Source organism: Candidatus Jettenia sp. AMX1, assembly GCF_030263775.1.
Taxonomy (GTDB): domain Bacteria; phylum Planctomycetota; class Brocadiia; order Brocadiales; family Brocadiaceae; genus Jettenia; species Jettenia caeni.
Genome location: NZ_SZPP01000060.1, coordinates 17,571 through 41,339 on the forward strand (window position 1 = coordinate 17,571; position 23,769 = coordinate 41,339).

General features: G+C 41.4%; 21 protein-coding genes and 1 riboswitch. Of the genes, 2 read left to right on the forward strand and 19 right to left on the reverse strand.

What is annotated here, in order from left to right; all coding sequences use genetic code 11:
• Positions 1-16: 16 nt before the first annotated feature.
• From bioA to FBQ94_RS15435, 17 genes are all read right to left on the reverse strand, one after another.
• Positions 17-1,384: an adenosylmethionine--8-amino-7-oxononanoate transaminase gene (gene bioA / locus FBQ94_RS15355; protein ID WP_007221339.1), complete on the reverse strand. Its 1,368-nt coding sequence runs from the start codon at positions 1,382-1,384 to the stop codon at positions 17-19.
• Between the two features lie 88 nt (positions 1,385-1,472).
• Positions 1,473-2,291, reverse strand: coding sequence for an SAM hydrolase/SAM-dependent halogenase family protein (locus FBQ94_RS15360; protein ID WP_040543634.1), 819 nt, complete (start codon positions 2,289-2,291; stop codon positions 1,473-1,475).
• A 382-nt stretch (positions 2,292-2,673) separates the two neighbouring features.
• Positions 2,674-3,273 carry a rubrerythrin family protein gene (locus FBQ94_RS15365; RefSeq protein WP_285442240.1) on the reverse strand — a complete coding sequence of 200 codons (600 nt, stop codon included), beginning with the start codon at positions 3,271-3,273 and terminating at the stop codon, positions 2,674-2,676.
• On the reverse strand, positions 3,236-3,784 hold the full coding sequence (locus tag FBQ94_RS15370; RefSeq protein ID WP_007221336.1) for a rubrerythrin family protein: 549 nt from the start codon (positions 3,782-3,784) through the stop codon (positions 3,236-3,238). Before FBQ94_RS15370 ends, FBQ94_RS15365 begins: the two co-directional genes overlap by 38 nt.
• 3 nt (positions 3,785-3,787) lie before the next feature.
• The gene (locus tag FBQ94_RS15375; RefSeq protein WP_007221335.1) at positions 3,788-4,510 is read right to left on the reverse strand and encodes a M48 family metalloprotease; all 723 of its coding nucleotides are present in this window, start codon (positions 4,508-4,510) and stop codon (positions 3,788-3,790) included.
• 986 nt (positions 4,511-5,496) lie between these two features.
• Positions 5,497-6,492 (reverse strand): YihY/virulence factor BrkB family protein, encoded by a 996-nt coding sequence (locus FBQ94_RS15380; RefSeq protein WP_007221334.1) that lies wholly within the window; start codon positions 6,490-6,492, stop codon positions 5,497-5,499.
• A 340-nt stretch (positions 6,493-6,832) separates the two neighbouring features.
• Positions 6,833-7,447 (reverse strand): hypothetical protein, encoded by a 615-nt coding sequence (locus FBQ94_RS15385; RefSeq protein ID WP_007221333.1) that lies wholly within the window; start codon positions 7,445-7,447, stop codon positions 6,833-6,835.
• A gap of 211 nt (positions 7,448-7,658) precedes the next feature.
• Positions 7,659-11,075, reverse strand: coding sequence for a DUF7948 domain-containing protein (locus FBQ94_RS15390; protein WP_007221332.1), 3,417 nt, complete (start codon positions 11,073-11,075; stop codon positions 7,659-7,661).
• Positions 11,076-11,580: 505 nt separating this feature from the next.
• Positions 11,581-11,979 carry an ElaB/YgaM/YqjD family protein gene (locus FBQ94_RS15395; protein WP_007221330.1) on the reverse strand — a complete coding sequence of 133 codons (399 nt, stop codon included), beginning with the start codon at positions 11,977-11,979 and terminating at the stop codon, positions 11,581-11,583.
• A gap of 53 nt (positions 11,980-12,032) precedes the next feature.
• The gene (locus FBQ94_RS15400; RefSeq protein ID WP_007221329.1) at positions 12,033-12,380 is read right to left on the reverse strand and encodes an ElaB/YgaM/YqjD family protein; all 348 of its coding nucleotides are present in this window, start codon (positions 12,378-12,380) and stop codon (positions 12,033-12,035) included.
• 34 nt (positions 12,381-12,414) lie between these two features.
• Positions 12,415-12,807, reverse strand: a complete 393-nt coding sequence (locus FBQ94_RS15405) for a hypothetical protein (RefSeq protein WP_007221328.1) — start codon at positions 12,805-12,807, stop codon at positions 12,415-12,417.
• A 3-nt stretch (positions 12,808-12,810) separates the two neighbouring features.
• Positions 12,811-12,984 (reverse strand): hypothetical protein, encoded by a 174-nt coding sequence (locus FBQ94_RS15410; protein WP_007221327.1) that lies wholly within the window; start codon positions 12,982-12,984, stop codon positions 12,811-12,813.
• A 98-nt stretch (positions 12,985-13,082) separates the two neighbouring features.
• Positions 13,083-13,180, reverse strand: a riboswitch (cyclic di-GMP riboswitch).
• Positions 13,181-13,357: 177 nt separating this feature from the next.
• Positions 13,358-13,594: a hypothetical protein gene (locus FBQ94_RS15415; protein ID WP_007221326.1), complete on the reverse strand. Its 237-nt coding sequence runs from the start codon at positions 13,592-13,594 to the stop codon at positions 13,358-13,360.
• 436 nt (positions 13,595-14,030) lie between these two features.
• Positions 14,031-15,128 carry an L-histidine N(alpha)-methyltransferase gene (gene egtD, locus FBQ94_RS15420; protein ID WP_083849241.1) on the reverse strand — a complete coding sequence of 366 codons (1,098 nt, stop codon included), beginning with the start codon at positions 15,126-15,128 and terminating at the stop codon, positions 14,031-14,033.
• A 648-nt stretch (positions 15,129-15,776) separates the two neighbouring features.
• Positions 15,777-19,196, reverse strand: coding sequence for an IscS subfamily cysteine desulfurase (locus tag FBQ94_RS15425; protein ID WP_007221324.1), 3,420 nt, complete (start codon positions 19,194-19,196; stop codon positions 15,777-15,779).
• Between the two features lie 121 nt (positions 19,197-19,317).
• Positions 19,318-19,587 (reverse strand): hypothetical protein, encoded by a 270-nt coding sequence (locus FBQ94_RS15430; RefSeq protein WP_007221323.1) that lies wholly within the window; start codon positions 19,585-19,587, stop codon positions 19,318-19,320.
• A 619-nt stretch (positions 19,588-20,206) separates the two neighbouring features.
• Positions 20,207-20,362, reverse strand: coding sequence for a hypothetical protein (locus FBQ94_RS15435; protein ID WP_285442241.1), 156 nt, complete (start codon positions 20,360-20,362; stop codon positions 20,207-20,209).
• Between the two features lie 165 nt (positions 20,363-20,527).
• Between FBQ94_RS15435 and FBQ94_RS15440 the strand changes: the two genes are divergently transcribed.
• A complete protein-coding gene (locus tag FBQ94_RS15440; protein WP_007221321.1) occupies positions 20,528-21,178 on the forward strand; it encodes a DsbA family oxidoreductase in 651 nt (216 codons plus the stop codon).
• 67 nt (positions 21,179-21,245) lie between these two features.
• On the opposite strand, the gene FBQ94_RS15445 is transcribed toward FBQ94_RS15440, so the two are convergent.
• Both FBQ94_RS15445 and FBQ94_RS15450 read right to left on the reverse strand, forming a co-directional pair.
• A complete protein-coding gene (locus FBQ94_RS15445; protein ID WP_007221320.1) occupies positions 21,246-21,539 on the reverse strand; it encodes a DUF3303 domain-containing protein in 294 nt (97 codons plus the stop codon).
• A 78-nt stretch (positions 21,540-21,617) separates the two neighbouring features.
• On the reverse strand, positions 21,618-22,472 hold the full coding sequence (locus FBQ94_RS15450) for a sulfurtransferase (protein ID WP_007221319.1): 855 nt from the start codon (positions 22,470-22,472) through the stop codon (positions 21,618-21,620).
• Positions 22,473-23,043: 571 nt separating this feature from the next.
• On the opposite strand from FBQ94_RS15450, the gene FBQ94_RS15455 reads away from it, so the two are divergent.
• Positions 23,044-23,769, forward strand: coding sequence for an MBL fold metallo-hydrolase (locus FBQ94_RS15455; RefSeq protein WP_007221318.1), 726 nt, complete (start codon positions 23,044-23,046; stop codon positions 23,767-23,769).

Below are 23,769 nucleotides of genomic sequence, written 5' to 3' on the forward strand. Positions count from 1 at the left end.
GTTTTTCCTGTTTCCCTTAGCTATTCTTACCGGTAACAATCTCTATAGATTTATAGATAGTATCGAGCATCCTATCCAATTCATCAATTCCGATAATCAATGGCGGCATAATGACAATAATATGTCCAAGCGGCCTGATAAGCAAGTTATGTTTTTTTGCCTCGAGGCACACATGAACCCCTATCCGCTCTTCCCATGGATAGGGTTCTTTCGTGGTTTTGTCCTTAACAAGCTCAACAGCTGCGATAAGCCCGCATTGCCTCACATCTCCAACATGTTCCAGTGATTCAAAAGATTTTAGCTTGTCATATACGTATTTGATTTTGGGTTCCAGATTTCTCAGGATATCATCTTTTTCAAATAACCCGAGACTCGCTAATGCAGCAGCACATCCCAGGGGATTGCCTGTATAGGTATGCCCATGAAAGAAGGTTTTTACCTGGGAAAATTCACCCAGAAATGCATGATAAATCTCCTGCGTTGAAAGCGTGGCCGCCAGAGGCATATACCCCCCATTAATGCCTTTCGATAATGCCATAATATCAGGAACAACTCCCTCGTGCAGGCATGCGAACATTTTCCCTGTCCGCCCGAAGCCGGTAAGTACCTCATCCAGGATAAGGAGGACGTTGTATTTCTTACATAAGGCAGCGACGCCGGATAAATACCCTTTTGGATGGATAATCATTCCACCGGCGCCCTGGACCAGTGGTTCCATAATAAGAGCGGCAATACGATCTGCTTTTTCCTTTAAAATATCTTCTAACCCACCAAGACATTGTAAATCACAATCTTTGTTCTGCTTTCCCAATGGACACCGGTAACAATACGGCGAGGGAGCAAACGATGTTTTGAAATAAAGAGGACTGAAAGCTTTGTGATACAGATCTATACCACCAACACTCATGGTCCCAATGGTATCCCCATGGTAACCATACTGTAAGGCAACAAACTCTGTCTTATCCTTGCATCCCTTATGTTGCCAATATTGAAAAGCCATCTTGAGAGCAACTTCATTGGCCGTAGAACCGTTATCTGAATAAAAAACCTTTTCCAACCCTTCCGGCGCAATTTCTGCAAGTTTTTTGGCTAATAAAATAGATGGTATATTGGAAGGCCCCAGGAGGGTAGTATGCGCAACCTTGTCGAGTTGCCGCTTTACAGCATCATTGATCTCCTTCCTGCAATGTCCATGCAAATTGCACCACATGGATGAAACTCCGTCAAGGTATTCTTTGCCATCGATATCTTTCAAAAAGATGCCTCTTCCCTCTTCTATAATTAAGGGCGTCTCTTTGATGTAATCCTGCATCTGAGTGAAAGGATGCCAGAGATATGTCTTGTCCCAAATTTGTAATTGTTCTTTGTAAGTTTTGTCTAACATGAGTATTTTATGTATTTTGAATAAAACGCCTTCGGCAGATTTTTATTCTTACAGGTAGGGCAAGGCTTCAGCCTTGCAAAGCTGCAAATCACCGGCTCTGCGCATGCTTCATCAGACGGATACTTATTTTACTGCCCCTGTCTACGTTAAAATATTTTTGGGCATTTCCCTGGTTTACCGAGATTTCCAGAAAGCCTGCACTTCCAATAAGAGTAAGTGATTTCCCGTCGCTTACATCCGCATAGGTCTTGCTTAATCCCAAAATTTTCTTTTTCCCGATGATTACTTCACTGTCTCTCTGACCTAATGCTAAACTTTCTACATGCGTTCTTGTAATATTGGTAATAAGATTTCCAAATCGGTCAATAGAAATAATCTGACCTTCCAGTTGTCCCGGTTTTTTAAAGCGCGGCTCTGGTATATCAAGGCACTCCAGTTGATCTATCTTAGCACCTAATTGCCGGATTTTTATTCCCCGTGATAAATGTGCAGCAACAGGCGCAAAGATATCCCGTCCGTGGAAGGTATGACCCGGCGATGGCAGAAAATACCTGCTATTGGTTATATGAATGATATTTTTCAACCTTTCCTTCCGGGCAATGAGACTCAGGAGACCATTATTGGGAGCAAGGAACAGGTAATCCTGCGTTTCAACACAAACAATACCTCTGGCGCTTCCTACACCAGGGTCAATAACTGCTACGTGAATAGTCCCTTTGGGAAAATATTTATAAGATGTAGAGAGGAGATAGGCGCCGTTACCTATATCGTGTGGAAGAATATTGTGGCAGATATCAATAATATGTGCGCCAGGATTAATCCCTGCTATTACCCCTTTCATGATGCCCACGTATGCATCTTGATTGCCAAAGTCCGTAAGTAAACTAATTATCCCCGATCGATGCATCGCTGTTGCATTACTCTGTAAAAATGTTTTTATAGATGCTAAGGTGGATTCGCTTACGCTTCATCCACCCTACCGGTAATTCTATAATGAGTATTAACCCGACTATAGTAATGGCAAAATATTTTAAATTCAAGGATTTTTTCAAGCAGAGCAAAATAGCAGACACGGAATGCGGTATGTCGTAAGCAGCGATTGGAACTGAACGGGATAAGGCAGAAATGAAGCTGGTAACTTGCATTCGGCGCATCATGCAGATATGTTTTGTTTCATCCGTAAGATACTATAGCTCTGGTCTGCAACCCAATATCATCAAGGTAAGCATCCTGCAGTAAAATTCCCCTTAAAAAGCTTTCTTAAGGAAGGTTTTCATTGTACAATACTTTCATGGAAAAGCGATGAAATATTCTTTCGATGCTTTGCATACGGGGCATTTATTCGGCGTATCTCCTTTTCGTGTATATCCGCATACCGTACAGACCTGAATTGGACCAAATTCTATATCAGTATTACCATCGATAACTTCTTTTACCCTTGCAAAAAGCTTTTTATGTATTCTTTTAACGAGATAAGCCCATGTAAAGCTTTTCTCCGCTTCTTTTTCTCCTTGAAACTTAGCGATCTCAATATAGACAGGATATACATCGGTGATTACAAACTCCTCTTCTGCCATAGCTAATTCTACATTCTTCCTTGTATCGCCAAATCCGAATGTTACCCTGCAGTTCACCATAAACCTCCCTTCCAGGTGTCTGAGCTCAGCATAGTGGTTGTTAGCCTGAACCTTTTTCGAATAAGCGATCGCCCGGAATACATGAGCCGTATTGGGAAAACCTTCTTTATCAGCCTGGCGAGCAAAATGCAGATACTGTGTAGAGGCATGGCTTTCACTACCAAAGACATTCATGAACTGCTGCTCAATCATTTTCCTCATAAAATCTTTGGCATTACCGAAAGGCAATGAAGTCTTCTTTTTTTGCTTCACACAAAGGACATTTATCCGGGGCCTCTCCTTCGCGGGTATATCCACAGACACTACAAACTTGAATAGGCCCTAATGCGACATCACTGTTTCTATCGACATCCTCTTTCGCCTTTTCAAAAAGCGCTTTATGCATCTTTTCCGTACCGTAAGCCCATCGAAAACTCCTCTCTGCACCTTTTTCTCCCTGGAATTTGGCCACTTCAATATACGTAGGGTACATCTCGGTAATCTCAAAGTTTTCTCCCATGATAGCTAATCGTATATTCTTCTTTGTATCGCCAGGCCCAAAGGTCGCCATACTATTCGCCACAAATCCGCCTTCTAAATGAACGAGTTCACGGTAATGGTCGCCAGCATGGACAAATTCCGCATGAGAGATAGCCCGAAATAAACGGGCGGTATTGGGAAAGTTTTCTTTATCAGCCTGGTCGGCAAAATACAGATAACGCATATGGGCCTGACTTTCACCGCCAAAGGCGTTTATCAGATTTTGTTCAGTCATCTGTTTCATACATCACTCCTTTTCTAAAGTAGGTATATACTTTCTCAAAAGATTAATCCTCGAATTAACCTTAACAGAAAAACTAAAATTCAAGAGACTAAATATCCTGTCACTCATCATGAGATCCAGATGTCTTTCCAAAAAATCTGGCAATCCGTTCGGATTGAATCCTGCTTTATACGCATAGAAAACACCGGTGGAGTCTGCCTCATGCTCAAATTCCTCAAGGTGGTTGTTCAAGAGCAAGGTTATATCAAGATCTGATTCGCTGCCATGAGAGTTTTCCATAACCTCGTGATACAATCTTGAAACATGCCTAAGAGATGCATGAGCAATCTCATGACCAATAATCCCCGCAACTTCATCTTCGCTTTTTGCAAATGCTAATAAGCCATAGGTTACGTATATATACCCGCCAGGGGCAGAAAAGGCATTGATTGAACGGGATTGGATAATAGTACAGGTAAAGGGAAGCGTCTTCCGGTCAGAAAGAATGATGAGTTTGCGCGCAATAGTGTTAACTGCCTGAATAAGCTCTGCATCATCACACAGGTAAAAGTGATGCCTTATATATTCATCCACTCTCTTACCCTGTTCGATCTCTTCGTCATCGCTCATTTCTGCTGAGTCACCATCTAGCTGCCAGGCGTCATCGGCCTTACTGTAGTTTGTCTGAGAAAAAAAGACAACCACCGGTATGATACTAATACAAAATAGCTTTTTATACATTCTCATAACGTTACATTATAGTTTGGATAAGGAAAACGAAAGGATTTTACGATATTCAAGAAAGACAGCAACACGGACAAACGTAGAGACGCATTATTATGCGTCTGTACAGTCCGTGCCACCCTGAAAACCGTTTACATAAATGAAAATTCCTATACAATCAAGATAATTTACCATAAGAGGCTCTAGAGTATTTGTCATTGCGAGGGGGTTTTTCCCGAAGCAATCTTTTCTCAACTAAACCATGTCCCTGTAGGAATCATTTGTCTGTACCACTCTGAAAGCCGCTTACATACAATGAAAATTCCTCTGCAATCAAGCTAAACGCTACCCGACTTGTTCCCAAACCATGTCCTCATGTAAATGGGGAAGAGTTTGGGAACAAGCCACTACAAGCCACAAGAACCATCATAGACCCGAAGGGCTGAAAGTCTATAGCACGGACTGTACAGACGCATAATAATGCGTCTCTACGTTTGTCCGTGTTGCCGTCTTTAACTTGATACATATGCCCTTTACCCCCGCCATCGGGGGACAGTGCTTGTCCCCCTCCGTGAAGGGAATTCATGGAGAGGCAACACGTTTGAATTTCCTATGCATTTAATACGGTTACAGATACCTTTATGAGAATTATGGAAATACCTGATACGAGAACCTTGATCAGGAATATTTCTCTGTAAGTTATCTACCGGTATTGTTTCCCGTTTTATTGATTACAGCTTTTATACCAAATTATACCAGGACTTCACCCTCTTTTGCCATAAGAGAAGAATTATTTATCACCATATATCATGTATCTGGTATCTGGCGTTCGGGAGGTTTTCTTTTAAGCTGAGCAGTATTCAGGTGGTGGATTAAGCAGGACAAATTCACCTTTTTCTTTTCCGAAGGTTTTTACCGGGGAGATTCATGTAACCCCCTCAAAATCTATGGATACTCGTGAAAATCTCTTGAATGTCAGATATATAGTGTAATATGTAAGAGCAACTTTATTATTGGCCAGTACCCGAAGTATCGTTCTTCTTATTGGGCGGCTTTATCTTTGTAGTTGCAGTATCCGCTATTCCTTTTTCGGCGCAATACTTTTCAGGAAGAGATGTGGCGCCTGTTGAAGGTTTCACACCTGAACCATACGTATTTGCATACACCTGGGTAAACTCGGCACCAAACAAAAATATTTGGGCTGAATAATAAACCCAGATAAGGATAATAACTAAAGAACTGGCTGCGCCGTAGGCGGATGAGACACTGCTCTTTCCAAGGTATAAACCAATCAAAAACTTACCCACGGTAAATAACATCGAGGTGATTGCGGCCCCAAGCCAAACATCACTCCAGGCAATTTTTACATCGGGCAGGATTTTATAAATCATCGCAAAGAGGAGGGTAGTAATCCCGAAAGAAACAATGAAGTTTACACTGTGCATGATAAAGGAAAGTTTCGGAAATATTTCGTTCAGAAGGCCGCTGAAGGCCGATAATGCAGCACTCATTACCAGCGATATCAGAAGTAAAAAACCGATTGCCAGTATCATGGCGAAAGAAATGACACGGTCTTTCATAAAGCCAATCACACCACTCATTGGCTTGGGTGTTATCTCCCATATGGTATTGAGGGCATCCCGAAGTTGGCCAAATACAAATGTCGCTCCCAGAAATAGAGTAACAAGAGCAAATATCGTTGCGATGATACCTGAAGAGGTATTCCGTGCACTCATGATCATTCTCTCTACTGCATGTGCGCCTGCTTCACCGATCAAACCTTTCATTTGATTCACAATCTCTCCCTGCGCCGCCTCCTGCCCAAATATAAAACCGGCAATAGCAATCACCATAATTAATAAAGGAGCAAGAGAGAATATTGTGTAATATGCCAACGCAGCGGCTAAGCGAGATGCCTTATCCTCATTCCATTCAAGGTATGTATTTTTGAGTAAGATCCAAATAGGACTGTTCTTACTCCATTCCCATAATTTATTTCTAACCAATACTGAAATACCTTACTATTCATGGATGATACATAAAGAGAACTATTATCAATGGATATGAGCACATGAGAACAATCACCATGACAGAAAATCACAAAAATGCTTATGGGTTTAATACGGTGTTATTGGCGACTAGCGAACCACAACCAGTCGCCTCTTACACCTTATCAAACTCATCGTTTTCTCTGCCAGGGAACTGGATTCATATGAGTATTTCTGGAATAGGATTATCAGCAGTATCATTACAGACTTTTATAAGGAGATACTATTGATCAACTCTATCCTTCGCCAATTCTAAACCTGAGAACAAACCTCTGTTCAATACCCGACTTACATTTACCTATTCCTCTTCCTCCTCTTCCTGTCCCTGGATTCTTTCGGTTCTTCTGTCTACGTCACTACTTCTCCTCTCTTCTCTGGCTGTTTCGCCTACAACAGTAATCGTTAGCGGAGAACTAATCTTTTCTAATCCTGTGTATTTCGTACTGGCAGAGATATTTCTTATATTTATATTAAACGTATCACCATCCCGCTTGCTCGGAGACGGATAAACAGTAATCTCCCGATAGGCAAGATCATTGGTACTAACATCCGGCATGAGTTTAGAAGTGTAATATCCCATATCCGCAGCTTCCAGATCACGTTGTCTTTCTACATTTTCTACTAATCCTAAAACATCTCCGTCAATATCAACCTGGAAATCTGACAGGTATCCTGAGGTTAATTGAATAACAACCGATTCGGTTGGCAACATCTCATATTCGCCTTTCAGATTTGGTATAATTACCTTCTCTGTCGGCGGTCCAGGTTTAATAACCCTGTGAAGTCCGGGTGATTGAGCAGCCGGAGCCCTCTTAGCCATGGTGCGGTCTATGGCACAACCTGCAGTTACTACGAGAAATGCACAAGCAAGTCCTACTATTGTATTTTTACTCATTACGTTCTTTCTCTTCATTTCTTTCCTCCTTTCACATCAATAATGGCAAAATTTCCCTACAAATATTACGGTGTATATCTACAATAGAGTGACATACAGTATATACTATACCTATGCCCTGTCCTGGTATATTCACCAGAAGCTTTTCTTTTACAAGCCTCCTTCTTTTCTACCTCCTTTCGTCAAAAATATTGAATAAACTTTTGGATACAGAAGAGTTTCTTTCTCATCAGGGTGTGATAAACTCCCCCTCACTTCCATAAACAATCCCAATATCGTTTTTCGCCCCTATCCGGTAATAGTACGCTGTTCCAGGTGATAATCCGCTTATCTCGATACGTATTGCCGTATCAATCGATCCATCGATAGTCTGGGTTGAGGAGGTAGTATTATATAAACCGCTACCTGTGCCGTATTCGAACCATACCGCAGTTGGAGACTGATTCGCATTTACTATCCCATTCAACATCGCGGAATTGGCTGTTACATTTGTTGCAGCCCCGGTTGTTGCTACCGGTGGTATAGCCGCAGTCGTGGTCGGCCATGTCCCTGTCAGTGAGTATGTTAAATTTTCATCGTAATCGCCTGAACGACTTGCGACCTCCAGGTAATATGTCCCTATCGTGGTTGCGTTATAATTTATGGTATCCACACCCTTTGTATGTAAAGATGTGGAGGCTATCAATAACCGTGAAGGATCATAAAGGCGCATATTATATTGCTTGTTCCTTGGCATATCGAGTTCAAGCGATACTCTTCCGGGGCTAGCTATCATTATCTTAAAATAATCGACATCTGAAGAACTGCATATCCTTCCATGATAGCTGACGCCAAGAATTATTGGTCCATAGGCTGTATCCATGTTTTCATTAGGCTCGTAGGAGTCTGTACAAGGGGAAAAAGTAGATGCCCTTCCATAGGTAATCCCCGCCTCATTCTGTGCTACTATTCTATAGTAGTAGAGTATCGCGCCTGCTAAGTCTCCTATATCAATACGTATCTCTGTATCGCCTGACCCGCTTATTGTTTGCCTGGGCGAATTCCTGGTATACTCTCCTTTATCCGTGCTATACTCAAACCACACAACGGTATTCAAGCCGTTAGCATTTACTACCCCCTGTAATGTTGCCGAGTGCGCCGTCACATTTGCCGCTCCCCCCGTTACCGCAGCAGGCGCAATAAATGGGGTGGAAAGATTATTATCAAGCTTTGCTACAAAGATATCGTAATCGCCGTTATAAGAAGCATCATAAGCATTGCCCGTGACGGGAAAGTTTATTGATTCAGTCCAACCGGACAGATAGATATTTCCGGCAGGATCCATCACCATAGAGTGACCATACCCGTAATCACGCAGAGTTCCCCCCAGGTATGTTGCTGCAAGAAGATTTCTTAAATCACTACTTACCTTTGATACAAAAGCATCGGTAGCGCCGCTGAGAGCAGTATCATAAGCGCCGGTAGTCACAGGAAAGTCTGGCGAAGTAGTATAACCAGATACATAGATAGCTCCATGCCGCAAACTTCTGCTTGAATCTATGGTTACCGACTCACCATAATCATAACCGGACCCGCCTAAATAGGTAGATCCTAAAAGACTTGCCAGATCCCCGGGAAACACTGATATAAAAACATCGTAATAACCACCATGTGCAGGAGCAAAAACACCGTATGTTGTTGGAAAGTTTGATGAATAGGTCTGACCAACTACAATAACATTTACATCTGCATCTACGATTATAGACTGACCATAATCGTAATCGTTCCCTCCCAGATAGGTAGATGAGAGAAGGTTTTTTAAACTTCCGTCAAATTTTGATATAAAGGCGTCAGAAGGTCCATCCAGAAAGATATCATATGCATTTGCAGTAGTTGGAAAGCCTGACGACCACGTATTACCAGTAATATAAAGGTTTTCATCGGAGGCTATGGCTATGGAAGAACTATAATCATAATCTTTTCCGCCCAAATAGGTAGATGCGAGGAGTTTTGTCAGATTCCTGTTCAATTTCGATATAAAAATATCGTAATAACCACCATAAGAAGTATCATAAGAACCCTTGATAATGGGAAAGTTTGATGAAGACGTCTCGCCCGTTACAAATACATTTCCCTCCCGGTCTGTAACTATGGATTCTCCTCTATCATCAGAAGATCCACCCATATATGTGGATGCATTGAGTATGGTTAAATTCTCAGATAACTTTGATAGAAAGAGGTCGGAGTTTCCGCCATTATAAGAAGTATCAAAAGCATCGGCGCTTGTTGGAAAATCTGATGATGCGGTTAAACCAGCCACGCATACATCTCCGCTGGAATCTACTGTCAGAGAATGAAGATAATCATCGGAGCTTCCTCCTAAATACGTGCATGCGATAACTTTTGTCAAATCACCATTTATTTTTGCTATGAAAACGTCAGAATTACCACGATGAGAAGTCCCATAAACACCTGTACTTGTTGGAAAATCTGATGATTTAGTCCAGCCACCTACATAGATACCTCCATCTGGACCAACAGCCATTGAATAAGCAATATCATGAGAACCTCCTCCCAGGTAGGTAGCTGCCAAAAGAGGGTCTATAACGAGTTCTTTTGTTCTATCATAGCTTGCCACCTTGAAACCGTAGATAAGTTGAGGAATTGTAAGCTGAGAAATTTTTTCCTTTGAATTCTGACTTCTGGATTCTGACTTCTGGATTCTGTATTCCGCATCAATCTCCACCCGTTTTCCCTGAATCTCCTGATACGCCACAGGTTTTGTGAACAGAACGGTTCCGAATGCTGTTTCTGCCTCAAGCTGACCTTTCTCATTCACTTTCAGGGCATTCGCCCCGTTGAGTTTTATCTTTATACTGCCAAGGTCTGCATAGGGCTTTACATGAAAGAGCTTTTCAACATTAGCTCCACAAGCCTTTAATTTTAACTCTACCCCATTGTATACTTCTCCGAAACTGATATATTCATATGCTGAGATATTCTCCTTCCACAGAGATGGGTCATTTCCCTTAAAATAATTCACCTGTGTTGTGGCCTTTCCTTCTCCCTCTGCCAGAATACTATTTCCATTGAAAATTTCTTCTTTTAGCGTCAAACACCCTGAATCTTTCTCATCCAGGTCAACGCGGTGCATATTCCATTTCGATGAATCGGGATAGCCTTGTTTTTTATCATGAAGATTACAGATCTCTTCCAATAAGCTGCAGGGAGGCAGGAAGAAATAAGAGAGGATACGGGATCGGCTGGCAGCATCTTTTATGGGATAGAAATGGAAAGGCATTTTATGAAAAGAGGATAAAGGGTTTGTATCGGAATTGCCGTAGTCCCCCGTAATACTATTTTTAAGATTCTTTAAATCTCTCAAATACGTATCCTTTTTCCCTTGAAACGCAGACAGAGAATACATAATCTCTCCCGCTTTCGTAACGAATAGAGTTCCACCAGGAATATGTGCATAAAATTTTACCCTTTCGTTAACCTGACCTTTATTAGCTAAGAAAGGTATCTGCATTCCTTTGATCTTTTGGATAACTTCTATCTTTGATGGTTGGGCTATACATTTTTGCTCATGTAAAAAAGATCGTATGAGAAATACTCCTAGCAAAAGAATCACCGGTGCTGTAAAAACTTTACTTACCCTCTTCATCTTGCAGCTTTCTCCTCTTTCTGTTTAAGGGGCATACAACAGATCATCTTTGTCTTGATTATCCTTCTTCACAAGATTACATAGTCACAAAAAATGTACCACGAAAGGGAAATATCGTTTACTTTGTCATATTTTAGTAAAAGTCAGGGTAAACATAAAAAGTAAACAGATATAAGATAAGGCTTTAACCCTGACATAAGTTTTTAACAAAATGTGTCAAGCCTATGGATAACTTTTCCTGGAACAGGGCAAGAAAAGGAACAGAATAGCAGATAAAATGTAACCTATTACAGAAGTGTGTCGTCACAAGGAGTGTAACCGTCACACGTTCTGTAATATTACTATCAGGAAATGGCCCCATACCTCTTACCAATGAAGCAGGCTTCTCTTCCAAAATAAGCACAGGAAAGACCTTTACTTCATTCTGACATGGAGCATTATTTCAATGCTCAAAAGAAGGAAGAAGAAAAAAAGAGGATATATTTATCATCCTCATATTTCCCTGTTATTTATACTTTGTAATGGATCGGCCGGAACCGCCAATAATAATGCCGTAAAGGAAAAAACCGACAGCGGTAAGCGCCAAATATGTCCATGGGTTATCATGGATTTTCTTATCAAAGGTAACGCTCATCTCTTTTAACTTTTTTTCTCCGCTTGCCATAGCCTCGCCCAAATTTTGTTTTGTTTTTTCCAGTGTCTCTTTGAATGATTCCGTTGCTTCATCCATCATTTCTTTAATATTCGAATATCTTTCACTAATCAATTGATTCAGCTCTTCTTTCTTTTCTTTTGCTACTTCATTCAATAGTGCAAGGGCTTTATTCATTTTCTCGGCGCTACTATGCTCCATCCCTTCTCCGCCAATATTCTCTTTTGGTCTTTCTGGAGTTTGATAATTCATAATCCACACTCTCCTTTCCTATTTTTCTTGTCTTTATAGTATCATGAGGCATTTCACTTTGAGCGTTTACATGCTGCTTCAACAGCATAACCTAAAAGAAAACCAGCAGCGGCAGCAATACCTACCGATAGCCATGGATTTTCATGAACCCTTGTATCGATTTCTGTCGCCATTTCCTTCGCTTTTTCTTCTCCACTCGCCACAGCTCCACTCATCATCTCTTTGATGTTCGAGTATTTTTCTCCAATTAATCGATTAATCTCCCCCTTCTTTTCTTTTGCTTCTTTATTCAAATATTCAAGGGCCTCTGCTATTTTATCTTGATCCTTGACACCGCCTGCTTTGGTTTGATCCATTGTTTTATCCAAATCTTTGATACCGCCTGTTTTTGTTTGATCCATGACACTATCTCCTTTCTCAGTGTATTCATGTATTTTAAACATCTTTATCCAAGACTTTATGCATCAATTTGTTCGCTTTTGATAATTTCATCCAGCTCCTTTGTGAGGCATAATAAATATAAATTCCCAGGGGAATAAGAAAGTAACAAATACCGAGTACAAACACGGTTAATAATTTCACATCTCTGCTCCAGGGCATATAATAGAAAAATGCTAAATGGATAAGCAAAAAACCGTTAACCATGCAAATGAAAAGAACCAGCAAGAGAAATAAACCGAGATATGCAAACCGGGCAATTTTAACACCTTTAATATAGTACATAAGGGCTTTGATCTTGACGAGATCCACAGATTCCTGCTTGTATTGCTTCAACAGATCAGTAAAAATAAGCAAGACAAAATTAAAAAAGACTTTTTCGATCTTCATAATTCATTTCCCCTTCTCATGACCTTTCTTTTTGTGTTGCTTGATCACGGTTCTCGCAGCTACTTCCTTTGCTCGCTTGCCATACCGGCCCGATTTTTGTGCCTTTTCTTTAATATGTTCATATTGACGTTGTTCTTTGTCACTCACATTCTTTATAGACTTTTTCTTTGTCGGCATAATAAAAACTCCTTGGTGGTATTCTTATAAGTAATAAATCGCCATTTCTTGAATTAGCAATAAAAAAGCCTTACTACAAAGATATTCACTAAAAACACCTCGGCAGCAAGGCTGTCTTTTCCTATACTTCTTTTCACTCTTCCCAAGACCCTTTCCTTTGCGTCCTCTGATTACTCAGAGTTTGCCCTTATCCGTACTACATTTTATCTTTGGTAAGAATCCTTATTGCATATTGCTTAACCCTTCTCCGAATACATTGCAAGCGAGTAATCTTTTGAAGATGCTGCATCTGAAGGGATATATTCTTGAATCTCTTCAAGAAAGGAGGGGAACCCGACAGATGCAACAATCTTTAAGTATTTCATGAAACTCTTTAATAGTTCTTTTCCGTCTTCTGTATCTTTTCTATTTCCTTCTCTCCGTCTTTTTTCTTTACCTCTGTCTTTTTTTCTATCGTTTTCCCATCATCTGTTTCCACTTCTTTCTTCTCTTTTTTCTTTTCTTCATAGTGATGGTCTGCCATGGCAGAACCAACAAACGGAGTATTTACAATACCAAAGCCAAAAACAAATGCCCCTGCCACTAAACTAAGACTGAGTTTTTTCAACATCCCTTTTCTCCCTATCAAAAAGTTTTTAAACTTCTGAAATGACCCTCAACAGCACTGTCTGACGCAGTATATTTTAAGCAAAAAGTTTGCCAAAAACCATGAATACCAAAATTTATTATCGAGATATCATTGATACATAAACATAAATTATTTAATTACTTATGACAAAACAAGTATACTTCATGGTTTTTTTATCCTTACTCTTACGAAAAACCGACTATCATTCTTTGCATGCATACTCATACAAAGACATTGGATTCAATCTTAAATATCATAATAATAAATTCTTATGATATCTTCTATATGGCTGTAAAAACATACGTTCAATAGGTAATTGCATACATTGTGGTATTTATGTGGTATGGATACGGGCAAAGCCAATATATCTTTACAGGATTTTGCGCATGCATCCTCGCCCCTATCGCTTTTCAACATTTCAACCTTTTACCCTTTTCGCTTTTCTCTGTGCAATTTGTGTTCTCAGGTGTTCTTTCCATAGATAGGAGGTTGATTTCTTTAGTTCAACCAGGGAAAACCATCCCTGCGGATCGGAAAACCACCGGTTAATCCTTAAACCTGCCTCATCAACCATTTTTTCAGCGCTTTCCCTTCTGAATTTCCGTGATATTTCTGTACGGATTGTTTCATCTTTTTCTATTTCAACCGTTAAATCTAATTTTTTTATCTTTACCGAGACTGTACGATTTGCCCGCAAATGCATTTCGATCTGATTCTTTCCCCCATTAAAAAAGGCAACATGATCGAAATGATCTCTATGAAAATTTGCATCGAGTTCTCTGTTTACCACACTGAGAATATTTTTATTAAATTTAGAGGTAATACCGGGAGGATCATTATATGCAAGTTCTAATATCTCTTTGGGCTTTACCATGTCCAAACCTAAAAGGAATCGATCATTAGGTCCCATGAAGCGAGCAATATTTTTTAAAAAAACAATGCTCTCTTTTTCCGTAAAATTGCCAATAGTGCTTCCAAAAAAAATGAATACCTTGTTGCGATCCAACGGAATTTCCTTCATATGTTTTGTGAAATCAGCAACGATGCCTAACACCCGTAAGTCAGGATATATAGTTACTAATTCCTTTAAGGCCTTAACGAGTAACGCTTCACTTACATCAACCGATACGTAACGGATATCAGCCAGGTATGATTTGTATGCTATATCAAGGAGGGTTTTGATCTTTACATTTGCGCCGGAACCAAGTTCAATAAGATCCCCTTCCGGAAAATTTTCTATTATTGCGGAAGCAGTATCCTGTAGAATCGATAACTCTGTATGTGTTACATAATATTCTGGCAAAAGACTAATCTCTTCAAAGAGACGAGAGCCGTAGGTATCATAAAAATATTTACTTGGAATATATTTTTGCGTGGCTGTTAATCCCTTTAAAACATCGTTCTTTAAATCGTTACTATACGTATCACTCATACAATTTTTCACTTCAATACGATCAATACTGGAAGCGCTATACATAGATAAAATCTCCTCTCTCACACAACTATTACTCTTCATAATAACAATTTTTCCTTATACCGTTTTCCGATAGGCTTTTAACATTATTACCGTCTGCATCTTTCAATATAAGCAAAGGCATCGGTAACCCCCATATGCATCAAATTAGGACTTCGGCAACTTTGTTTGCGGTCACACGTAGGGCGAAGCATTTGCTATCCAGAATATAGGCTGCATTCAAATGTAATCTCAGCAAATGCTTCGCCCCTACAACAAACATTGAAATTCCTATGCATCAAGAGATTGCTTCGGACAATACCCTCGCAAATGACACATTAAACACAACACGGACTGTAGAGACGCATTATTATGCGTCTGTACAGTCCATGCCACCCTGAAAACCGCTTACATACAATGAAAATCCCTCTACAATCAAGCTAAGAATAGTGTTCCATGGAAAAGGAGGTATCCCCCTGGAGAAAAAGCAACGTGTGTCCCTGTCTCCTTCTAATCCCCCCTAACTCCCCTTTAGAAAAGGGGGAAAAAGAAGTCAATCTTTCATAAAGGAGGGAACGAGGGATTTCCCCCTTTTCTCAATCACTCACACATTTCTCCCCTTTCTAAAGCATCCATCATTTCCCTCTTTTCTAAAGGGGGACTAAGGAGGATTAGATGTATATGGCGATAACCCCTCCTGGTTGTCTCTCCTTAACGGCATGGAATAAAACGAACAATGTTTTTCGAATCACGAATTACTTTCCTGAGAAGAAAGAGAGTCGCCTCAACCTCTTTCCCGCTATTTTCAACACCAAGAGAAAACCTGACAGAACAATGCGCCTCTTCTTCAGACAATCCCATCGCAATAAGAACATGCGATGGTTTAGGAGAACCGGAGCGACAAGCAGAGCCTGAAGAAATGGATACACCGTTTTGGTCAAGAGTCAGCACAATTGATTCCCCACGCATGCCGGGCAAGATTATATTCAGGGTATTCGGAAGTCTCTCAGTTCTATGCCCGTTTAATGTCACTCCAGGAAGTAGTTCCCTTATTCCGTCTTCGAGTCTGTCACGCATGTTTCTTACCGCATCCATCTGTGCAAGATTTTTCAGAGCAATTTCTGCTGCTTTGCCAAACCCTGCAATTCCTGGTAAATTTTCAGTCCCTGCCCGTAATCCATATTCCTGCTTCCCGCCATGAATAAGGGGTTCAAGGTTTGCCCCGTTTCGTATATAGAGTGCACCGGCGCCTTTCGGACCATGTATTTTATGGCCTGACATCGATAAAAAATCAACCTCAAGGGTTTCCACATCAATCGGGATCTTTCCTATTCCCTGAACACAATCGGTATGAAATAAAGCCCCGTGTTCCCTCGCTATACGCGTAAATTCCTTAACGGGCTGTATTGTTCCGGTTTCGTTGTTTGCGGTCATTATGCTTACGAGACAGGTTTTATCAGTAATTGCATGAGCCAAATCTTCAGGGTTAACCATTCCCGCACGGTCTACGGTAAGATAGGTCACCCTCATACCATTTTTCTCCAGCCACTCACACGTCGCAAGCACCGATGGATGTTCTATCTGTGTCGTTATGATATGGTTTTTCTTCCTTTTTATATTCCAAAATGCAACACCTTTTAACACCAGGTTATTCGCCTCTGAGCCGCTACCGGTAAAGAGAATGCGCCGGGCTGTACAGTTAATCAATTGTGCAATGCTTCTGCGGGATGCTTCCAGGATACAAGAAGCGTCTTTTCCTTCTTTATAGATGCTTGAAGGGTTTCCGTAACAATCTCCCATAGATCTCATCATTACTTCAAACACCTCTGAATCAAGCGGTGTTGTGGCATTATGATCAAAATAAATGCGTCTTCTCTTCTCTTTTATCTCTTCTGCAGACGCGGCAAGTTCGGCGTATGGTGGTCCATACTCGCCTGAATCTATCCTGACGGATTCCTTCTGCTCAGAGATTTTTCTTACATCACACAAAAGCGCTTTATAAACAGGAAATCCTGAGATAGGATCGTAACGCTTAAGATCTGTCAACTCATTGATATTACACTCCTGCCACGCCTTTGGTCCCAAAGGGCCGCCACCACCCATATTTGCATCTATGGTACCCTGTATGATATCATCGGTAACAAGCGCCCTCATAGGGACCTGTCCACGTACTGTTTGGACAGTAACACGGTCACCACCCTTAATATCGCGCTCCCTTGCATCATGAGTATTTATGGTAACTGTCGGTTCCGGTCGTTCCTTATACAAACCTGGAATCGCATGGTGCTGTGAACGAAAATCCGTAGTTACCCTTGATCCTGAATTAAAAATAAGGGGAAACTTTTTGTTCGTTTCTGGTTGGGAGCGGGGACCTTCCCGGGGTTCCGTGTAGACAGGTAACGCATCATAGCCATGCTCTTCAAGTATGGTGGATGCTATTTCAAATTTCCCTGTAGGGGTATCAAATCCTGGTCTCCCGTCGGACCGCAATAGTCCTTTCTCCCATTTTTTGTATTGCATCATTACGGTGGGAACCTGTACTGTGCCACCGTTAGCACGTACATCTTCCAGGGTAAATCCTGACGCTTTTAAAACATGACGGAGAAGTTCTTCCTCGTTTTGAGGATACAGATACCCATAGCCTAAACGGCGTGCAAGTTCTGCCATGATAAAAAAGTCATTCCTGGCCTCTCCCACCGGCTCAACAACCTTTTCCCGTATCCGAAAGACGGGGCCGTATATCATATATGATTCTATTTCATACAGAGTCGTACCGGGAAGCACGATATCTGCATAGGCAGCATCCGCAGTAAGCTGACGGTCTATACAGACAAGGAAATCCAGGGCATGCAAGGTCTCCCTCCAGACCTTTGGCTGCGGCCAGGCGGTTATAAGAGAAGCGCCGAGGATAATGAGGGAACGAACCGGATAGGGCTTTCCCCGTATAACCGCATCAGGAAGGGACATGGGATGAGATTCTGAACGATACAGGCTATAGACAGGAAACTGATTGCGTCCTATTGTCTTGTGCAGATCAGGATTTGGAATATGGCCATCCCGGTTCAGGGGAAATTGATTCTCCCTCATGGAAAAACAACGCCCACCCGGAACATCGAGCTGTCCGGCAAGCGCCCACAGCACATGAGTAGCGCGTATGGCTTGCACTCCGCTATCGTTGTACTCAAGACCACTGTACATAACAGGTGATGCACCATGCGCTTCAGAGATACGTCTGGCAAGCGATTGAATCTTTTCAGCCGGAACACCCGTAATATCTTCTACAACCTCAGGACTAAAGTGTTGCACGTACCGTGAAAATTCATCAAATCCTCTTGTCCAGTCTCTTACAAATACCTCATCGTACCGCTCTTCTTTTATAAGGACATTACACATACCAAGGGCAAGCGCTCCGTCAGTTCCTGAACGAACAGGAACCCACTCGGCATTTGTTAACTTTGCTGTCATAGTACGGCGAGGATCGATTATGATTACCTCTGCACCACGTTCCCGTGCATTCAGTATTCTCTTAAGATCCAGAGGAGGGCAATCAGTAGCCGGATTTGCGCCCCAGACAATAATAAGCCCGGCATTTTCTATATCCGAGAACATATTGATAAGCATGCCGCCCATGGTTATATGAGGAGCTATCATTGCAAAAGAAACATAACAGAGTGACCCTACGCCCATGGTATTTGGCGAACCAAAAGGAAACAATACACTGGAAGCTGATGAGACAGCAACTCCTTTCGGTTGATAAATATCACACATGGATAGCTCAAAACTTCCACGGCCAGTATAAAGTGCAGCGGCTTCAGGACCAAAATCTGCCTTAATCCTGTTCAACTTTTCTATGATAGTATCGTAGGCCTGATCCCATGATATCTTCTCAAATTCATACGTACCCTTAGGCCCTTTCCGACGCATCGGATAGAGAAGTCTGTCCTTCGAGTACACAATATCAGCAGAATATTCACCCAGTTTACAGATAATACCGAGACCTGAGCTCTCGTCAGGCCGCACTTTATCAATTCTTCCTTCTTCGTTATAGGTAACAACAATCCAACATCCTGCAGGGCAAATACCGCACAGCGCACGTCTTTCTCTTGCTATTAATTTCTCCTTGAAACACATTGTTTTTCCCTGAAATATGTGTAGGTATTCAAATTTTTACCTGATTACAGACTGGCAAATACGGCATGGATTCAGTGAAAAGGTTTCTGATACTTTGTCCAAGAACTATAGTTGCTCAAAATCAAAATTGGATTGAATTACCAAATGTCGTTCCCCGTATCATGTATGGGGAAAGCTCTGCAAAGGTAGAAATCCATGTATTCGTATTATTTTCCGGATTCCCACCGGCATTTGCCTGTTCGGAAGTGGAGGCAGGAGTGATACAGGGGATTAAATTCTTCCTGCTCAATTTTCGTATTTTGTTTCGGGCAACCACCAAAAGCTTATACTGTGAAACAAAAGCAAGCATAAAGGGAAGAAAAATAAAGGCGTGTATTTTCAATTGTCGCATGTAAACCTCATAACATAATACCAAGAAGTAAATTACTAAACATTTTTGAAATACTGTATACTATCGATACATAGGTACAATACTATTCCCTATCCATAAGAAAAATGTGTTCCAAATGGATAGAAACAGGAAAAAATTTGGAAATCTTATGAGAAGTTTTTCATACTCTTTTGTTTTACAAAAAACGAGATAATTTTAGCATACCCTAAAGAAGATAAAAAATGATGTAAGCTGTTAATAAGTAAGGAGTTTATGCAATGTATATTTTCATAAATACCGGTAAAAGGTGCTCCATATGCAGGGAAAGATTATAAGGCTCACGTTGTAACCCAAATTCGGAAGACATAAAGTATTTGATAATCACTATGGAAAGCAATGTGTAACATGACACAGGGGTGTAACAGAGGAATGTGTGACATGGCAAAGAATTGTATGGAATGTTATATCATTCAGATGCAATGGTGGATTCACTTCGTTTAATCCACCCTACCGGTAATTCTATAATGAGTAGGGTGGGTTAAGCGGCATATGCATCAAGCGAAGAATAGTGTTCCATGGAAAAGGATGCTATCCCCCTGGAGAAAGAGCAATGTGTGTCCATGTTTCCCTCTAATCCCCCCTACCCCCCTTTAAAAAAGGGAGGAAAGAAAGATACATTTAGAAAAGGGGGGAAAGATGGAAGGATTTTTTCTTGAGAAAAGTTTGTCTGATCAAACATATCAAACTTTTCCCCTTTTTCTAAATCAAATATTTCCCCCTTTTCTAAAGCATTCATCATTATTTCCTCCTTTTTTAAAGGGGGACTAAGGGGGATTATGGGTGGTTTGCTATTTAATTTTACCACCCCTCAATAATTATATCCTTCTTGACAAGAGAGCATATTTACTATTTATTGGAGAAATAGGAATGCAACGTATGAATTGATTTTGGAGGAAAAAATATGGAAAACAAACATCAAATCAACCTTAACATCTGGAGCGATTATGTGTGTCCCTTCTGTTATCTTGAGGAACCTATCTTAAATCAGATTAAAAAAGAGTACGCCGATACGATCCATCAGGAATGGCGGGCTTTTGAACTCAGGCCCGATCCTGTTCCTACCCTTGATCCCCAGGGTGAATATCTTAGAACTACCTGGGAACGCGCCGTCTATCCTATGGCTCAGATGCGGGGCATGGCGCTACGGCTTCCGCCTGTACAACCCCGGAGCCGCAAAGCACTGGAAGCGGCAAAGTTTGCCCGTACGAAAACACACTTTGAGGCTATGAACCACGAAATCTTCCGTGCCTTTTTTGAAGATGGATCAGATTTGAGCGATATAAACGTTCTGCTTACTATTGGAACATCGGTAGGATTAGACCGTGATGAACTCCGTAAAGCTCTGGAGACAAACCAATATACAGAGCATATTCTGAAAGATGAAAAACTCGCCCGGGATTTGAGAATTACTGCAGTGCCAACAATCCTCATCAGCCGGTTAGATCAGCCATTGGAGCAGGCGATTGTGCTTACTGGTGCCCAACCATACAAGATTATCCGCACCAACATTGAACATATCATATATGAAGAAGCATCAAAAGGCACAGAATAAACAACTTTTCACAAGCATTCGATACAACCAATTCTTTGCTATGAGCTTTGTGCTGTGAAGAATGAGATTACTTAGGCGCGAGCTTTTTGAAAAGTTTTTCCAGAAATTCAAAAGTATCTATTGGATGGATCTCGATTTTGCAAAAGTCGTGAAGCGGAGACAATAATTCATACAACTTTGTAGCAGTGTCTACATCAAGAAGAAAAAAGCAGCCGCGCGCATCAACAAAGACACCGCCTTCTATCATGTTACCAGATGTACATATCTGCCGGACTTTTTCTCCAAACACTTGCCGGACACGCAATACCTCATCCTCGCGGGTAATTGTATCAAATGCCTTTGCCGTTACAAGAAATCTCATGCTTATTACCTCCCCATTTTGGTCTTATGATAATGCACGATAAAGAGAATGAACCTTTTATTATTCAGGTTTGATACCTTATTTTGAACCTTTAGAAACCGGACGGTTAGGATCTGTAATCCAATCGCTCCATGAACCGGCATACAAACGGGCATCTCCCAAACCAGCATAAGCTAAAGCAAGAAGATTGTGAGATGCCGTAACACCGGAACCACAATAAAAAACGGCACGTTCAAATGGCACATTACCCAGGAGGGTTTGAAAGCGGGCTTTTAACTCTTCCCTTGAAAGAAACATACCTTCCGGATTCAGATTATCAGCAAACGGGGCAGATATTGCACCGGGAATATGACCAGCTATCGGATCAACTGTTTCATGTTCGCCCCGGTAGCGGTCAGCACTCCGGGAGTCCAGTAAGCGAAAACCAGGATTATTCAATATACGTAAGACATCGTTGGCATCAAAGAGGAGTTCATTCCGAAGTCGAGGGGCAAAAGTGCTAAACTTTCTATCCTCTACACCACTTTTTACCGGATAATTATTCTTTATCCACTGTTGCCAACCTCCGTTTAAGACCGCGGCATTATTATGACCTACCCAGCTTAGCATCCACCATAGCCGTGCTGCTATTGAGCCGCCTTTGTCATCATATGCTATCACCTGGACATCGGAATCTATCCCCCACTTTGATAAAGTTTGAACGAATGTTTTTATGTTTGGTAATGGATGACGGCCTGTTTTACCCGGAATAATCTCACCTGATAAGTCCTCATTCAGATGAGCATAGATTGCGCCGGGAATATGGGACTGGACGTAATCCTTACGGCCACGCTCAGGATTATCCAATGAGAAACGGCAATCAATAATGACCCAATCCGGATTGGTAATGTGGTTAACCAGTTCTGAAGCTAATATAATGGTCGTATAAAACATACAAATATCTCCCGGGAAAAGTGTCGCATACCTTAAGCGATAGTCAAGTTAAAGACGGCAACACGGACAAACGGAGTTTGTCCGTGCCACCCTGAAAACCGCTTACATAAAATGAAAATTCCTATACAATCAAGATAATTTACCATAAGAGGCTCTAGAGTATTTGTCATTGCGAGGGGGTTTTTCCCGAAGCAATCTTTTCTCAACTCACAACACGGACAAACCATGTCCCTGTATGTCTTGAACAGGGATGGTTTGTCCGTGCTTGGTTCAAGACCCACGTGGGTAGGGAATATAACATACTGACAAACAAAGTTTGTCAGTGCCACCCTGAAAACCGCTTATATAAAAAAAGTTATTATAATACCTGGAAACGGATGAAAACCCAATCCAATTCGCTACATTTTATTCCTGTTGCGCCAGAAACTATTTTGCACTATAGTAGGGGCAGGTTTCAAACCTGCCCCTACCCATGAAAACATAGAGTCGATGTAGGGCAAGGCTTTAGCCTTGCAAAAGTGCAAACCTGAAGGTTTGCCCTGCATTTTATCATGAAACGAAAGAGGAAAAAATGATCAAGACAACCGAAATTGCGCCGGATATATATTGCATCTCAATTTACACACCAGAGTTCAACCTGCAATTCAACCAGTTCATTGTTAAAGATGATGAACCTTTACTCTATCATACTGGCATGAGGCGTATGTTTCCAGCCATACATGAAACACTATCAAAAATTATTAACCCGTCGCAGATCCGATGGGTCGGTTTCAGTCATTTTGAGGCAGATGAATGCGGTTCTCTTAATGAATGGCTCAAAGTAGCGCCGTCGGCACAGGCATTCTGCAGCACGGTAGGCTCACTGGTAAACCTGGGCGACTACGCAGATCGGCCTCCCCGCGGAATGGCAAAGGACGAAATAGTAAGCACAGGAAAATACCGTTTTCGTTTCCTGCCAACACCGCACTTGCCACACGGATGGGATGCAGGCATGTTATTTGAAGAAACGAACCAAATACTATTCTGTTCAGATTTATTCCTTCAGACTGGAAATGTTGAGGCCGTGACAGGGTCCGATATAATTGATCGGGTACGGAATGCCCTGATTAAATCCCAAACAGGACCACTGATGGGCGCAATACCGTATACCACAAAGACGGAACAGTTACTCCGGGAAATGGCTGCTCTGAAGCCCAAAATGCTCGCAACCATGCATGGTTCAGCCTTTGCAGGCGAAGGCGAACGCGCCATTCTTGACTTAACACTTTTAATAAAAGAAGTACTGGGAGGGCGCTAG

Bases quoted from the DNA above. Each gene is read 5' to 3' on its own strand.
- bioA (WP_007221339.1), bottom strand. From the start codon at position 1,384: ATGTTAGACAAAACTTACAAAGAACAATTACAAATTTGGGACAAGACA.
- FBQ94_RS15360 (WP_040543634.1), bottom strand. From the start codon at position 2,291: ATGCATCGATCGGGGATAATTAGTTTACTTACGGACTTTGGCAATCAA.
- FBQ94_RS15370 (WP_007221336.1), bottom strand. From the start codon at position 3,784: ATGAAACAGATGACTGAACAAAATCTGATAAACGCCTTTGGCGGTGAA.
- FBQ94_RS15375 (WP_007221335.1), bottom strand. From the start codon at position 4,510: ATGAGAATGTATAAAAAGCTATTTTGTATTAGTATCATACCGGTGGTT.
- FBQ94_RS15385 (WP_007221333.1), bottom strand. From the start codon at position 7,447: ATGAAGAGAAAGAACGTAATGAGTAAAAATACAATAGTAGGACTTGCT.
- FBQ94_RS15390 (WP_007221332.1), bottom strand. From the start codon at position 11,075: ATGAAGAGGGTAAGTAAAGTTTTTACAGCACCGGTGATTCTTTTGCTA.
- FBQ94_RS15395 (WP_007221330.1), bottom strand. From the start codon at position 11,979: ATGAATTATCAAACTCCAGAAAGACCAAAAGAGAATATTGGCGGAGAA.
- FBQ94_RS15400 (WP_007221329.1), bottom strand. From the start codon at position 12,380: ATGGATCAAACAAAAACAGGCGGTATCAAAGATTTGGATAAAACAATG.
- FBQ94_RS15405 (WP_007221328.1), bottom strand. From the start codon at position 12,807: ATGAAGATCGAAAAAGTCTTTTTTAATTTTGTCTTGCTTATTTTTACT.
- FBQ94_RS15410 (WP_007221327.1), bottom strand. From the start codon at position 12,984: ATGCCGACAAAGAAAAAGTCTATAAAGAATGTGAGTGACAAAGAACAA.
- FBQ94_RS15415 (WP_007221326.1), bottom strand. From the start codon at position 13,594: ATGTTGAAAAAACTCAGTCTTAGTTTAGTGGCAGGGGCATTTGTTTTT.
- egtD (WP_083849241.1), bottom strand. From the start codon at position 15,128: ATGAAGAGTAATAGTTGTGTGAGAGAGGAGATTTTATCTATGTATAGC.
- FBQ94_RS15425 (WP_007221324.1), bottom strand. From the start codon at position 19,196: ATGTGTTTCAAGGAGAAATTAATAGCAAGAGAAAGACGTGCGCTGTGC.
- FBQ94_RS15430 (WP_007221323.1), bottom strand. From the start codon at position 19,587: ATGCGACAATTGAAAATACACGCCTTTATTTTTCTTCCCTTTATGCTT.
- FBQ94_RS15435 (WP_285442241.1), bottom strand. From the start codon at position 20,362: ATGAATGCTTTAGAAAAGGGGGAAATATTTGATTTAGAAAAAGGGGAA.
- FBQ94_RS15440 (WP_007221321.1), top strand. From the start codon at position 20,528: ATGGAAAACAAACATCAAATCAACCTTAACATCTGGAGCGATTATGTG.
- FBQ94_RS15445 (WP_007221320.1), bottom strand. From the start codon at position 21,539: ATGAGATTTCTTGTAACGGCAAAGGCATTTGATACAATTACCCGCGAG.
- FBQ94_RS15450 (WP_007221319.1), bottom strand. From the start codon at position 22,472: ATGTTTTATACGACCATTATATTAGCTTCAGAACTGGTTAACCACATT.
- FBQ94_RS15455 (WP_007221318.1), top strand. From the start codon at position 23,044: ATGATCAAGACAACCGAAATTGCGCCGGATATATATTGCATCTCAATT.